A 14,015-nucleotide genomic window follows, 5' to 3' on the forward strand; every position below is an offset into this window, starting at 1 on the left:
TCGCGCAACTGTGCCGCGTATGGCGTGCAACAGGGTGAGAGATCGCCATGTTCCCGCCACGGCGAAATCCGGTGTCGCGTCATGGTGCCGGATGTTTAGGGTGACGGCATGGCAGCTGCGTCGACTCCCGCGATCAAGGCCCTGGTACAGGCGAAGGTGGAGCATCGGGTGCACGCGTATACGCATGATCCGCGCAGTGATTCGTACGGGGCCGAGGCAGTGGACGCGCTCGCCGAAGAGCTCGGACTGGTGGCGGGGCAGATCTTCAAGACGCTGGTGATCGAGCTCGGATCGGGCGGGCTGGCGGTCGCGGTGCTGCCGGTTCCGGCCAAGCTCTCGCTCAAGGCGGCGGCCGGGGCGCTGGGCGGCGGTAAGGCCGCGATGGCCGACAAGGCGAAGGCCGAACGCACGACAGGCTATGTGCTGGGCGGGATTTCGCCGTTGGGGCAGAAGAAGCGACTGCCGACGGTGATCGATGAATCGGCGCTGGGCTTCGATCGGGTGCTGTGCAGCGCGGGTAAGCGCGGGCTGGAGATCGAGCTCGCGCCCGCCGATCTGGTGCGGCTCACCGGAGCCGTCACCGCGGCCGTCGCCGTGAGCTGAGACACCCTTCCGAAAAAAACTTGCCAAGACACAACTATCTCCACATACTTGCTCAGTACAACTAGTTGATTGCTACAAGCAGTTGTTTAGCGCAAGGAGGTGCCCGATGAGCGATGACCCGGCTATAACGCTCGCCGACGACCTGCTCGACACCATCGGTTACCAGCTCACCCGCCTCACCCGGCTACGCGAGAAGACCAATGCCCAGGTCGCCGCCGCCACCAATGGCGAGGTGGAACCGGCCGCGTTCGGCATCCTCTTCCAACTGCTGCACAACGGGCCGATGCGCTCGGGCGCACTGGCCGAGGCGCTGTATTCGGATGCCTCCACCATCAGCAGGCAGGTCGCGGCGCTGGTGAAACGCGGACTGCTCGAACGCCGCGCCGATCCGGCGGACGGACGGGTCAGCGTGCTGGCGGTCACCGACCTCGGGCGCGAATGCGCCGCGCAGATTCGCGTGCGCCGCAATGAATCCCTGACGCAGATCCTGCGCGCCTGGGAGCCCGGCGAACGCGACACCTTCGCGCACCTGCTCGAGCGCTTCGTGGACGACTACGAGATCAACCGGCAGACCATGCTGGCCGAACTCGCCACCCGCGCCCCCCTCTTCCCGAAAATCGATTCCGCAGAGAGTAATTCGTGACGACTACCGCAGAGACGGAAGCCGCGGCACCCGCCGGCTTCACGCATAAGCAAATCCTGGTGGTGCTCAGTGGTCTCTTGCTCGGCATGCTGCTGGGCGCGCTCGACCAGACCATCGTGTCCACCTCCATCCGCACCATCGCCGATGACCTGCAGGGTTATTCGATGCAGGCGTGGGTGACCACGGCGTACCTGATCACCGCCACCCTCTCCACCCCGCTGTACGGCAAGCTCTCGGATATGTACGGCCGCAAGCCGTTCTATCTGGCCGCCATCACGATCTTCGTGGTCGGCTCGCTGCTGTGCACGTTCTCCCAGTCCATGTACGAGCTGGCCGCGTTCCGCGCGTTCCAGGGCCTGGGCGCGGGCGGTCTGATGTCGCTGGCGCTGACCATCCTCGGCGATATGGTCGGGCCGCGGGAGCGCGCCCGCTACCAGGGCTACTTCCTGGCCGTGTTCGGCACCTCCAGCGTGGTCGGGCCGGTGCTCGGCGGCGTCATCTCCGGACAGGACACCATCCTGGGCATCACCGGCTGGCGCTGGGTGTTCCTGGTGAACGTGCCGCTGGGCATCATCGCGCTGGCCGTGGTGTCGCGCGTGCTGAAGCTGCCGAAGGTGGAGAAGCCCAAGGTGGCCGTCGACTGGTTCGGCGTGCTGACCATGGCCGTCGGCCTGGTGCCGCTGCTCGTGGTGGCCGAACAGGGCCGCGAATGGGGTTGGGGCAGTGTCAACTCCATCACCTGCTACGTGGTGGGTGCGCTCGGCCTGATCGGATTCGTGGCCGTCGAGGCCAAACTCGGTGACGCCGCGCTGATTCCACTGCGCATGTTCAAGAACTCGACCTTCGCGCTCGGCGTTGTCATCTCGATCGTGGTCGGCTCGGCCATGTTCGGCGGCATCACCCTGCTGCCGCAGTACCTGCAGGTGGTGCGGGGCTCCAGCCCGACGCTGGCCGGTATGCAGATGCTGCCGCTGGTGGTGGGCATGATGACCGCGTCCATCATTGCGGGACAGTTGATCTCGCGCACCGGACGGTACAAGTGGTTCCCGCCGATCGGCGCCGGACTGCTGGTGCTCGGACTGTTCCTGCTGCACTTCGTCACCGCGGACACGCACCTGTACGTGACCATGCTGTTCATGCTGATCACCGGTCTGGGACTGGGCAATCTCATGCAGCCGCTGACGCTGGCGATCCAGAACGCGTTGCCGCCCAAGGATATGGGCGTCTCCACGGCCGCCGCGACGTTCTTCCGGCAGATCGGCGGCACGCTCGGTGTCGCGGTATTCCTGTCCATCCTGTTCTCGCAGGTCGGGCCGAATATCAGCACCGAATTGCAGTCGGCCGCCGCGACTCCGGCGTACCAGGCCGCCATCGCCGAGGGCGTGCACAGCACCAACCCGGCCGATGTGGCGCTGTCCACCGGGCTCGCCAAGCAGGACCATGCCGCCGCGGCGGAGGTGCTCAATGACAGCTCGATCATCCAGAAGCTGAATCCGACGCTGGCGCATCCGTTCAAGGTCGGCTTCGCCAATGCCATGGACACGGTGTTCCTGGCGGCGGCCGCGGTGGCGCTCATCGCGATGATCCTGGTGCTGTTCTGGAAGGAGGTGCCACTGCGCACCTCCGGCGGTATCCAGGCGCGGCAGGAGAAGATCGAGGAGGCCGCGGTCGAGGCCATCGGCTAGCCACCAAAAGATCACCCGCTGGGCGCTTGACCAGCACTTTTGACACGCACACATCCGGTCGCCTTCCCCGGGAAGCGGCCGGATGTGTGCGTTACTTGTACCGCGTGGGTTCCCATCTCGCCAGGTTCGTTTCGACCCGAGGATGTGATGCGGTTATGTCCAACCAGCGTTTTCGCACCGGCATCGTGGCAGTATCCGGCGCACTGCTCTTGGCGCTGGCAGGCCCGATGACAATGGCAACGGCCACCGCCGCGCCGGCCAACCCCAACTATCCGCTCGGGCCAGATCCGAGCACACCCGGCCAGCAGCAGAAGGACGAGAAGCCGGAGAAGGCGGGCAAACTCGGTGGCACCGTGACCACGAAGGTCATCGACCTCGCCACCGGAGTGCTCAAGTGCGGGCTCAATATCGCGCTCCCCGCCGTGAAGTGCGACCTGTAACAACTCTCGTAGCTCTCAGGGGCTTCGCCCCCGAACCCCCAACCCCGAGAGCTCTACAAGCCGGTCAGATCAGGCTGATCTGACCGGCTTTTTCGTCTACTTCGGCCAATAGTTCGGGACCGTTGTTGCGGACGCTGTTGACCAGGGCGGGCACCGGGCGGATGAGGATATCCGAAACCGCTTCCGCGCCAGGGGTTTCCAGCAGTTCCTCCGGGGCCGGGTGATCCGGATCCAGCCAGGCGGCCCAGTGCTCGCGGGGCATGGGCAGCGGCATGCGATCGTGGATCTTCGTCAGATCGCCCACCGCGTCGGTGGTCAGAATGGTGCAGGAGAGCAGGGGTTTGGCGTCGTCGCCGAGTGAGCGGTCACGCCAGACCGACCACAGGCCCGCCATGTAGAGGCGGCCGCCATCGGCCCGGGACATGAAAAACGGCTGCTTGACGGCCTTTCCGGGGCCCTCGGACTCGGTGACCCATTCGTACCAGCCGTCCATGGGGACCAGACAGCGGCGCTTCTTCACCGCATCGCGGAACGATGCGGTGGTGGCGGCCTTATCGGCGCGGGCATTGAACAGGGGTTTGCCCTTGGCCGGGATGCCGGGTTCGGACGCCTTGCTCCAGGGCGGGATCAGACCCCAGCGCATGGCCCGGATGCGCAGGGTGGCCGGATCCTCCGGATGGTCGCGGTCGTGCCGCTCCACCACGGTGAGCACCTGATTGGTCGGGGCCACGTTGTAGTTGGGGTTGAAACCCTTATCGCTCGAAGTCCCGGGGGTGGCCTCGTCGAGCGCGTCCAGCTCGACGGCCAGCGTGGCGGGATTCGTCGTTGTCGCGTATCTGCCGCACATGATGACCATGCTGCCACCGCGGACCGACATATTCGAGGCTTCGCCACCCTGGGAAATACCGCACGGTTCCTTTCCGGACCTCTTGCGAGTCATGTGAAGGCGGTTGACTTCACTTGTATCGTATGAGACGTTCGTCCCATCACACTCTCGTAAGGGATCGCCGCCACTCATGTCTGCAACCGATACCGCCTCGATCGACCGGGACGCCTCGCTGACCTCCGTCAACCCCGCCACCGGCGATGTTCTCGCCACCTACAAGATCGACGATGAAGACGCGGTGCACGCCGCCGTCGCCAAGGCCCGCACCGCCGCCGCCACCTGGGGCGCGCTGAGCTTCGCCGAACGCAAACGGCATCTGCTGCGCTGGAGCAGCAAGCTGGTCGCCAAATCCGACGAGCTCTGCGCGCTCATCCACGCCGAGAACGGCAAGCCCCTCGATGACGCCTACCTCGAGCTCATGCTCGCGCTGGAGCACATCAAATGGGCGGCCTCCAACGCCGAGAAGGTGCTCAAGCCCAAGAAGGTCGCGCCCGGTGCGCTGATGGCCAACTTCGCGGCGCATCTCGAGCAGCGGCCGCTGGGCGTGGTCGGCATCATCGGACCGTGGAACTACCCGGTCTACACACCCAACGGATCCATCGCCTACGCGCTCGCCGCGGGCAATGCCGTGGTGTTCAAGCCGAGCGAATTCTCCACGGGCATCGGTAATTTCGTGGCCGCCGCGTTCAACGAGGCGAATCCGGAACTGCCCGACGGGGTGTTCACCACCATCAACGGATTCGGCGCCACCGGCGCGGCGCTGGTGCGGGCGGGCGTGGACAAGCTGGCGTTCACCGGATCCACCGCGACCGGTAAGAAGATCATGGCCTCGGCCGCCGACTCGCTCACCCCGGTGCTGCTGGAATGCGGTGGCAAGGATGCGGTGATCGTGGCCGCAGACGCCGATATCAAGGCCGCCGCCGACGCCGTGGCCTGGGGCGCGACCGCCAACTCCGGGCAGACCTGTGCGGGCGTGGAGCGGGTGTACGTCGACAAATCGGTCGCCGAACCGTTCATCGCCGAGGTCAAGCGGATCCTCACCGATATCAAGCCGGGCTCGGATGACAAGGCCTCGTACGGGCCGATGACCATGCCCAGCCAGATCGATATCGTGCGGCGGCATATCGAGGACGCCATCAAGAACGGCGGCACGGCCGTGCTGGGCGGACCCGAATCGATCAAGGGTCCCTACATCGAGCCGGTCATCCTGGTCGACACCGATGAATCCTCGGATGCGGTGTGCGAGGAGACCTTCGGGCCCACCGTCACCATTCGCACGGTGAACGGCATCGACGAGGCGGTCGAACTCACCAACAAGAGCAAGTACGGGCTCGGGTCCGCCGTGTACTCGGCCAAGCACGGGCTCGAGATCGCCCGCCGCCTGAATGTCGGCTGCACCTCGGTGAATTCGGTGCTCAGCTACGCCGCGATCTCCGGACTGCCGTTCGGCGGCGTTGGCGATTCCGGCATCGGGCGCATCCACGGTGCGCCCGGACTGCTGGAATTCTCCCGCCCGCACTCGATCGCGGTGCAGCGCTTCACGATTCCGGGTATGGCGCTGCTGTCCTACAGCCGCACCGACAGCACCATGAAGCTGCTGCGCAAGATCGTGCCGTTCCTGCACGGGCGCAACAAGTAGGAACTACCCACTCCCGGACCCTCAGGGGCTCCGCCCCTGAAACCCCGGACAGGCGGAAGGACCGCTGAGGGCCCCGCACCTGAAGCCGGGACAGACGGGAAGGGGTGCGCCCCTCGCGCACCGCAGATGCCGGTTCCCTTGCGGGGACCGGCATTTGGCGTATCAGGGGTTGGGTGGCAGGACCGGTGGGGTGAAGAATTCTTCGAGCGGGGTGGGGCCGGTGTAGCGGCGGCAGTTGCAGGGGACCCAGGCTTTGATTCCCACACCGGTGTTGCGGAAGGTCTCACCGTGACATTGGCCGGATTCGCGGTCGTGGACGGCGAGATCGTGGCCGCAGCCGCAGAGCGCGGTGGCCACGGCGGGCTTCTTGGCCGGGCGGGAGCCGAAGCGGCCCAGCGCCCAGCCGCCGCCGACCAGCCCGGCGCCGATGAGGAGGCTGATGGGATCGATCACCCGGCCAGTATACGTACTCATATACGTATATGGCTAGCGCGACGGGCGCGATAGCGTCTCACGCCTGCGCAATACCGGAAATATCGGACATTTCTACTGGCCGCACCGGACGAAAGGGGCGGGGAGGGCCCGCGAGAGGTCGATCGTTTGGGAGGATGGGACTGTGACTTTCTGGCCCGCGCCCCACGTCCGCACTCCCGTCCACGCTTCGGTGACCCTGCCCGGGTCCAAATCCATTACCAATCGGGCGCTGATCCTCGCCGCGCTGGCGGATCGGCCGTCCACCCTCACCGGTGCGCTGCGCAGCCGCGACACCAACCTCATGATCGACGCGCTGCGGGCCATGGGCGCGAGCATCGAGGGCGACGGCGACACCCTCGTCGTCACCCCGCCCGAGGAATTCGGCAGCGCCGTGGTGGATTGCGGACTCGCCGGGACGGTCATGCGGTTCCTGCCGCCGGTCGCGGCACTGGCCACCGGCGATGTCGCGTTCGACGGCGATGAGCAGGCCCGGGTCCGGCCGCTCGGCACCATTCTGGACGCACTGCGCGGGCTCGGCGTCGATATCGACGGCAACGCACTGCCTTTCGTGGTGCACGGGACGGGCGCGCTGCGCGGCGGGCCGGTCACCATCGACGCCTCCGGCTCCTCACAGTTCGTCTCCGGGCTGCTGCTCTCCGCGGCGCGCTTCGAACAGGGCATCACCGTGAATCACGATGGCGCGGCACTGCCCTCGATGCCGCATATCGAGATGACCGTGCAGATGCTGCGCGAAGCCGATGTGCAGGTCGACGCGCCCGCCGATCCGCGCAAGGCGCAGACCTGGACCGTCTCCCCCGGGCCGATCCGCGCCGTGGACTGGGAGATCGAACCCGATCTGTCCAATGCCACCCCGTTCCTGGCCGCGGCCGCGGTCACCGGCGGTGAGGTGAGCATTCCGCACTGGCCGCGCTACACCACCCAGCCCGGCGATGTGATCCGCGAGATCCTGGTGCGGATGGGCGCGGAATGCCGCATCTTCGACGGGATTCTGACCGTGCACGGCCCGGATCGCCTGGCGGGCATCGATATCGATCTGCACGATGTCGGCGAACTCACCCCGACCGTGGCAGCCCTTGCCGCCCTTGCGGATTCGCCGTCCCGGCTGCGCGGTATCGCGCACCTGCGCGGGCACGAGACCGATCGGCTGGCCGCGCTCACCACCGAGATCAACCGGCTCGGCGGCAAGGTCACCGAAACCGAGGACGGGCTCTCCATCACGCCCGCACCGCTTTCCGGCGGGCAGTGGCATTCCTACGCCGATCACCGGATGGCCACCGCGGGTGCGATTCTCGGCCTGGTCGTGCCCGGTGTCGAGATCGAGGACATCGGTACCACCGCCAAGACGCTGCCCAATTTCGTGGAACTGTGGAGCACCATGCTCGACGGACCGGAGGCGGTCCGCTGAAGCGCCGCGAGTACGACGAGTCCGATGTCCGGATCCGACCGGGCAAGAGCTCACGTCCGCGCACCAAAACCCGCCCCCAGCACCTGGACGCGGAAGCGGCCATGGTCGTCTCGGTCGACCGCGGCCGCTGGGGTTGCGTCCTGGCCGACGATCCGGACCACCGGATCGTCGCCATGCGCGCCCGCGAATTAGGGCGCACGCCGATCGTGGTCGGCGATCAGGTGGATGTGGTCGGCGATCTGTCCGGCAAACCCGATACCCTCGCCCGTATCGTGCGGGTGGCGGATCGGCGAACCGTGTTGCGCCGCACCGCAGATGACACCGATCCCTTCGAACGGATCGTGGTCGCCAATGCCGAACAGCTGTTCATCGTGGTGGCGCTGGCCGATCCGCCGCCGCGCACCGGATTCGTGGAACGCGCCATGGTCGCGGCGTATGTCGGTGGGCTGCAACCGATTCTGTGCCTGACCAAACACGATCTGGCCGCCGACTCCGAATTCGCGGCCGCCTTCGAGGATTTGGATCTCACCATCGTGTACGGCGGTATCGAGGATCCGCTGGAACCGGTCTTCGAGATGCTGAACGGCCGCCTCACCGCATTGATCGGACATTCGGGGGTCGGCAAGTCCACCCTGGTGAATCGTCTTGTGCCGGACGCGGATCGGGCCGTCGGCGTCGTCTCCGGAGTCGGTAAGGGGCGGCATACCTCCACCCAGTCCGTGGCGCTGGCGCTGGAAGCGGGCGGCTGGGTGGTGGACACCCCCGGCGTGCGCTCCTTCGGTCTCGCGCACATCACCCCGGACGATGTGATCGGCGCGTTCTCCGATCTGGCCGATGCCATCGAGGATTGCCCGCGCGGCTGCACCCATCTGGGACCGCCCGCCGATCCGGAATGCGCGCTGGACAATCTGCCCGGTAAAGAGGCGCGGGTGGCGGCTATTCGACTGCTGCTCACCGCGCTCAACACCAATGATCCGTGGTTCAAGGGCGTGCAGCCGACGGTCTGAACCGTGCAGCTTACCGCCCGAGTCATGCACGCGACCGCGTCTACGCGGAAACTACTGGGCGGTAATGAAATAAGCTGTACAGCAACAGGTTTCAGTTTCGGTTAGGCTCACAGCTGACCGCCCGCAATCGGAAATATTCGCGTTACAGGTGGTCATCCGAGCGCCATCGGACCGTCACCCATTCGGCAAACTCCGAGGCGCACACTGTCTTCCGCACCCGGCGTCCGGCAGCGGCCCGCCCCCTCCGCAGCGGGCCCCGGCGGTACGGATCCGGCGCGAAGACTTCGTCCTGCGATCGCGCCAGCCCACGGGATCCGTCGACGCCCCGGGCGCCGGGTGCACACCACTCGCCGCCCGGAGGTCCCCGATGTTCGAATCCTGCTGCTCCCCACATGAATCGGCCCACCTGCTGCGGGCGCGCTATGGGTTACCGGTGGAAATGTTCGCCAACCGCCCGTTCCTGTCCGTCGGTCCGACCCTGGAGGCGATCACGCTGCCGGCCGGGCTCGGCCGCCGGGTGCTGGAACGGCTCCGGGTCGGCCGCGAACTGCTGGAGCGAGCCGAACAATTACCGCGACCGCCCGTCATCGCCGATCCCCGCGGCCGCCGCTGGACCCTGCTGACCGCACCGCCCGCCCCGTATCACCCACTCCCCCAGCAACTCCTGCGCCGCCTGCACGCCCACGCCGTCGAACTGCCCGAACCCGGCACCCGCATCATGCTGCCCACCACGGATCTCCCCCTCGGCTGGCACTGGGCCAGCGAACCGGAGCCGGGCACCATGCGGCTACCGCACCGAACGGTCGTACTCGGCGCGGTACGCCTCTCGATTCTGGCCGGCGCCGACAATGTTCCGGCGTGAGCCGAGCGCATCGCGGTGGCACGGAGACGGCCTTTTCGCCGTCCGCGCTCCGACCGCCCGAAGGACCTGACATCCCATGAATCCGCGTCGGCGGACTAGGCTTGATAGGCATGGCGAATGATCAGCAGGAGGGTACAGGTGCGGGACGGCGCGAACGCCGCCTGCGGAATCCGCTTCCGGCGGTGGGGCGGGCGCTGGCTCGCAGGCCGATCGTGATGCGCAGTGCGCCCGCGGTCGCATTGCTGGAACGCACCACCCGGCGGCTCAGCCGGGGGCGGATGGGCGTACTCGATCTGGCCGGACTGCCCGCACTCGAATTGACGGTCGCGGGACGGCGCACCGGACAACCGCGCACGGTGTCCCTGCTGTACATTCCGGATCCGATCGATCGAAAAGTCTTCCTGCTCATCGGATCCAATTGGGGAAAGCCGAAACATCCCGCGTGGTCGTCGAATCTGGCCGCGGCAGATCACGCCGAATTGCATATCGGCGGTGAGCGATTCACGGTGAACGTGCGCACCCTCGACGGTGTCGACCGCGAACGCGCCTGGGCTCGCGCCATCGCGTTCTGGCCCGGTTACGTCATGGAACAGCGACTGGCCGGAGCGCGGGTGTTCCGGATGTTCGAGCTCACCCGAGCGTGACCGCCCGCAGATAGCCCGTAACGGACCGGACGGTCGACGTAAGTGCTGCGCGCGCCGCCCGAACTCGCTAGATTGCCGGAGTGGAAGACCATGAGCGGGGCGAATACTCGCCGCTCCTAGACGAAGACCTGGGGCCCGGCGCACCGGTAACCCCGGAGGTGCGGATCGGGCGCAACGACGACAGCGCGGGCCTGCCCGAATGCGTGCGCTGCGGACGACCGGCCGCGCTTTACGTACGCGCGGTATGGCTGTCCATGCGCGCGGTCCTCAGCGGAGATACCGACGTGGACAAGATGATTCAGGTCAACGCCTGCGGCCCCTGCACGGGCAGCGTCGCGGGCATGATCCTGATCAATTGGGACCCCCGGCACTGGGGCGAATCGGTGAACCTGGACTGACACCGCGTGCGGGACCCGGCCGAACCGGGCCCCGCCGGAATCACATCGCGGAGCTATCGAAACGGTGGCGCGGAGTGCACGATGCTCTGAATCGCCCCCGCAGCCCCGAAATGACAGCGCCCCGGGTGTCTCCACCCGGGGCGCTCGTCGTGCACGGATCGAAATCAGCGGCGGCGCTTGGACTTCGGGGCCTTGTCCAGCTTGCCCTGGGCGCGGGCGGCCTCGCGGCGCTCGCGGCGGGTGCCCTCGGCACTGCCGTCGCCGTACTCCTCGGAGTCGCTGTGCACCGCGGTGTGGCCACCCTCGTCCGGACCCGAGTAGCTCAGCGCACGGGGCGCGGGCTCGTCGATTCCCTTGGCGCGCAATGCCGCCGGAGCGCCATTGCCGGCCGCGGGCTGCTCCTGGGTGGGCAGCGGGCGGTTGCCGACCGGGGACTGCAGGCCCGCGCCGACCGAGACACCGGTGGGCTGGGGCTGCTGCACCTCGACCTGGAGGTTGAACAGGAAGCCGACCGATTCCTCCTTCAGACCCTCCAGCATGGCGGCGAACATATCGAAGCCCTCGCGCTGGTACTCGACCAGCGGATCACGCTGGGCCATGGCGCGCAGGCCGATGCCCTCCTTGAGGTAATCCATCTCGTAGAGGTGCTCACGCCACTTGCGGTCCAGCACGGACAGCAGGATCTGACGCTCCAGATTGCGCATGCTGCCCTCGCCCGCGAGCCCGTCGATCTCGGCTTCGCGGTTCTCGTAGGAGGCGTGCGCGTCATCCAGCACGGCTTCGAGCAGTTCCTCGCGGGACAGCTCGCCGACCTCGCCGTCGGCGTTCTCGCCGGTGAGGTCCTTGTAGTCGATGCCGATGGGGTACAGCGTCTTCAGCGCGGTCCACAGCTTGGCGAGATCCCAGTCCTCGACATAGCCCTCGGCGGTGGCACCCTGGACGTAGGCGGTGATCACATCGGTGATCATCTCCTGGACCTGGCCTTCCATATCCTCGCCGTTGAGGATGCGGGCACGCTCGGCGTAGATGACCGTGCGCTGCTGGTTCATCACCTCGTCGTACTTGAGCACGTTCTTGCGGATCTCGAAGTTCTGCTGCTCGACCTGGGTCTGCGCGGACTTGATGGCCCGCGAGACCATCTTGGCCTCGATCGGCACATCGTCCGGCAGGTTCAGGCGGGTCATGATCGACTCGAGCGCCGCGCCGTTGAAGCGCCGCATGAGCTCATCACCCAGGGACAGGTAGAAGCGGGATTCACCCGGATCGCCCTGACGGCCGGAACGACCGCGCAGCTGATTGTCGATACGACGCGATTCATGCCGTTCGGTGCCGAGCACGTACAGGCCACCGGCCTCGCGCACCGTCTCGGCGTCCGCCTCGGTCTGCTCCTTGACGCGCTCGAGCGCCGGATGCCAGGCCGCCTCGTACTCGGCCGGGGTCTCGACCGGGTCCAGGCCCTGTCGGCGCAGCAGGATGTCGGCGATGATGTCCGGATTGCCGCCGAGCACGATATCGGTACCACGACCGGCCATATTGGTGGCGACGGTGACCGCGCCGGGCCGACCGGCCTCGGCGATGATCTGGGCTTCCTGCTCGTGGAACTTGGCGTTCAGCACCGAATGCGGGATACCGCGCTTGGTGAGCTGCTTGGACAGGTACTCCGAACGCTCGACCGAGGTGGTGCCGACCAGCACGGGCTGGTTCTTCTCGTGCCGCTCGACGATATCGTCGGCGACCGCGGAGTACTTGGCCTCTTCGGTCTTGTAGATCAGATCGGACTGGTCCTGGCGGACCATTTCCCGGTTGGTCGGGATCGGCACCACGCCCAGGCCGTAGGTCTGGTGCAGCTCGGCCGCCTCGGTTTCGGCGGTACCGGTCATACCGGACAGCTTGTCGTAGAGCCGGAAGTAGTTCTGCAGCGTGATCGTCGCCAGGGTCTGGTTCTCCGGCTGGATCTCGACCGCTTCCTTGGCCTCGATCGCCTGATGCATGCCCTCGTTGTAGCGACGGCCCACCAGGATGCGGCCGGTGAACTCGTCGACGATGATGACCTCGCCGTCGCGGACGATGTAATCCTTGTCGCGGGTGTACAGCTCCTTCGCCTTGATGGCGTTGTTCAGGTAGCTGACCAGCGGGGAGTTCGCCGCCTCGTACAGGTTGTCGATACCGAGCTGATCCTCGACGAATTCGACGCCCGCCTCGTGCACGCCGATGGTGCGCTTCTTGATGTCGACCTCGTAGTGCAGGTCCTTCTTCAGCAGCGGCGAGATGCGTGCGAACTCCGCGTACCACTTCGAGGAAGCGTCCGCCGGACCCGAGATGATCAGCGGGGTGCGGGCCTCGTCGATCAGAATCGAGTCGACCTCGTCGACGATGGCGAAGTTATGGCCGCGCTGCACCAGATCGTCCAGTGAATGCGTCATATTGTCGCGCAGGTAGTCGAAGCCGAACTCGTTGTTCGTGCCGTAGGTGATATCGGCGTTGTAGGCCACGCGGCGCTCGGCCGGGGTCATACCGCCCAGGATCACGCCCACCTCGAGACCGAGGAACCGGTGCACGCGGCCCATCCACTCGGCATCGCGCTTGGCGAGGTAGTCGTTGACGGTGACCACGTGCACGCCCTCGCCGCCGATGGCGTTGAGGTACGCGGGCAGCACACAGGTCAGGGTCTTGCCCTCACCGGTCTTCATCTCGGACACATTGCCGATATGCAGGGCGGCGCCGCCCATGATCTGCACTTTGTAATGCTTCTGGTTGAGCACGCGCCAGGAGGCTTCCCGGGCCGTCGCGAAGGCCTCGAGCAGCAGTTCGTCGAGGGATTCCCCCTCGGCGAAGCGCTCGCGGAACTCCTCGGTCTTGGCTTGCAACTCGGAGTCGGACAGCGCCGAGAACTCCTCGTCCAGGGCGATAACTTCATCCGCCAGGTTCGCAAGCCGCTTGACCGTGCGACCTTCACCAATCCGTAGCAACCTCGAAAGCGTCAGCGCAGGCACGGGTCTTGTCAGTCCTCTGGTCGGTGTATTCGGTAGCCCCCACCAAGGCAGGGAACGTGCGCGCGAGCGCGCAATCACTGCCATGGTAATCCGCAGCTGTAACTATGCGCCCTCCGCTTCGCTGCGGGCGGGTTCGTGGCCCCTGAAGTCCCGATTCTTCCCTCCCTCCACTCCTCCGCTTCGCTCCCCCGCTCCACTCAGTCCAGAATCGGAACGGGCCACGAACTTCGAGTCATGGTCGGCGCGGGGATACCGGCGGCGATTCGTCAGCGAATCACTTTGCTACAGAACCCGTTTCGAATGACCTGACGTAGG

General features: G+C 66.4%; 13 protein-coding genes. 10 read left to right on the forward strand and 3 right to left on the reverse strand.

The window, feature by feature from the left end; translation table 11 throughout:
* The first annotated feature begins 108 nt into the window (after positions 1 to 108).
* From ybaK to AB0L82_RS22920, 4 genes are all read left to right on the forward strand, one after another.
* Positions 109 to 603, forward strand: a complete 495-nt coding sequence (gene ybaK / locus AB0L82_RS22905; RefSeq protein WP_364639543.1) for a Cys-tRNA(Pro) deacylase — start codon at positions 109 to 111, stop codon at positions 601 to 603.
* A 106-nt stretch (positions 604 to 709) separates the two neighbouring features.
* Complete coding sequence (locus AB0L82_RS22910; protein WP_364639546.1) at positions 710 to 1,246, forward strand: MarR family transcriptional regulator; 537 nt, start codon at positions 710 to 712, stop codon at positions 1,244 to 1,246.
* Positions 1,243 to 2,931, forward strand: a complete 1,689-nt coding sequence (locus AB0L82_RS22915; RefSeq protein WP_364639549.1) for an MDR family MFS transporter — start codon at positions 1,243 to 1,245, stop codon at positions 2,929 to 2,931. Before AB0L82_RS22910 ends, AB0L82_RS22915 begins: the two co-directional genes overlap by 4 nt.
* A gap of 155 nt (positions 2,932 to 3,086) precedes the next feature.
* Entirely contained in the window at positions 3,087 to 3,371 is a 285-nt protein-coding gene (locus AB0L82_RS22920) for a hypothetical protein (RefSeq protein ID WP_364639551.1), read from the forward strand.
* Between the two features lie 64 nt (positions 3,372 to 3,435).
* On the opposite strand, the gene AB0L82_RS22925 is transcribed toward AB0L82_RS22920, so the two are convergent.
* Positions 3,436 to 4,218: an SOS response-associated peptidase gene (locus AB0L82_RS22925; RefSeq protein WP_364640464.1), complete on the reverse strand. Its 783-nt coding sequence runs from the start codon at positions 4,216 to 4,218 to the stop codon at positions 3,436 to 3,438.
* Between the two features lie 169 nt (positions 4,219 to 4,387).
* Between AB0L82_RS22925 and AB0L82_RS22930 the strand changes: the two genes are divergently transcribed.
* Entirely contained in the window at positions 4,388 to 5,896 is a 1,509-nt protein-coding gene (locus AB0L82_RS22930; RefSeq protein ID WP_364639554.1) for an aldehyde dehydrogenase family protein, read from the forward strand.
* A 162-nt stretch (positions 5,897 to 6,058) separates the two neighbouring features.
* Here AB0L82_RS22930 and AB0L82_RS22935 read toward each other — a convergent pair whose 3' ends face one another.
* Positions 6,059 to 6,349 (reverse strand): hypothetical protein, encoded by a 291-nt coding sequence (locus tag AB0L82_RS22935; protein ID WP_364639557.1) that lies wholly within the window; start codon positions 6,347 to 6,349, stop codon positions 6,059 to 6,061.
* 163 nt (positions 6,350 to 6,512) lie between these two features.
* Between AB0L82_RS22935 and aroA the strand changes: the two genes are divergently transcribed.
* The 5 genes from aroA (at position 6,513) to AB0L82_RS22960 (ending at position 10,707) form a co-directional block, all read left to right on the forward strand.
* A complete protein-coding gene (aroA, locus tag AB0L82_RS22940; protein ID WP_364639560.1) occupies positions 6,513 to 7,796 on the forward strand; it encodes a 3-phosphoshikimate 1-carboxyvinyltransferase in 1,284 nt (427 codons plus the stop codon).
* Positions 7,757 to 8,803 carry a ribosome small subunit-dependent GTPase A gene (rsgA, locus tag AB0L82_RS22945; RefSeq protein ID WP_364639563.1) on the forward strand — a complete coding sequence of 349 codons (1,047 nt, stop codon included), beginning with the start codon at positions 7,757 to 7,759 and terminating at the stop codon, positions 8,801 to 8,803. Before aroA ends, rsgA begins: the two co-directional genes overlap by 40 nt.
* Positions 8,804 to 9,170: 367 nt before the next feature.
* The gene (locus tag AB0L82_RS22950; RefSeq protein WP_364639566.1) at positions 9,171 to 9,665 is read left to right on the forward strand and encodes a hypothetical protein; all 495 of its coding nucleotides are present in this window, start codon (positions 9,171 to 9,173) and stop codon (positions 9,663 to 9,665) included.
* A 110-nt stretch (positions 9,666 to 9,775) separates the two neighbouring features.
* Complete coding sequence (locus tag AB0L82_RS22955; RefSeq protein WP_364639570.1) at positions 9,776 to 10,309, forward strand: nitroreductase family deazaflavin-dependent oxidoreductase; 534 nt, start codon at positions 9,776 to 9,778, stop codon at positions 10,307 to 10,309.
* An 80-nt stretch (positions 10,310 to 10,389) separates the two neighbouring features.
* Complete coding sequence (locus AB0L82_RS22960) at positions 10,390 to 10,707, forward strand: hypothetical protein (RefSeq protein WP_364639573.1); 318 nt, start codon at positions 10,390 to 10,392, stop codon at positions 10,705 to 10,707.
* 164 nt (positions 10,708 to 10,871) lie between these two features.
* Here the strand turns inward: AB0L82_RS22960 and secA are convergent, their stop codons facing one another.
* On the reverse strand, positions 10,872 to 13,700 hold the full coding sequence (secA, locus tag AB0L82_RS22965) for a preprotein translocase subunit SecA (protein WP_364639576.1): 2,829 nt from the start codon (positions 13,698 to 13,700) through the stop codon (positions 10,872 to 10,874).
* Positions 13,701 to 14,015: the final 315 nt, after the last annotated feature.

The sequence above is a fragment of the Nocardia sp. NPDC052001 genome (genome assembly GCF_040680615.1).
In the GTDB taxonomy this organism is placed as follows: Bacteria; Actinomycetota; Actinomycetes; order Mycobacteriales; family Mycobacteriaceae; genus Nocardia.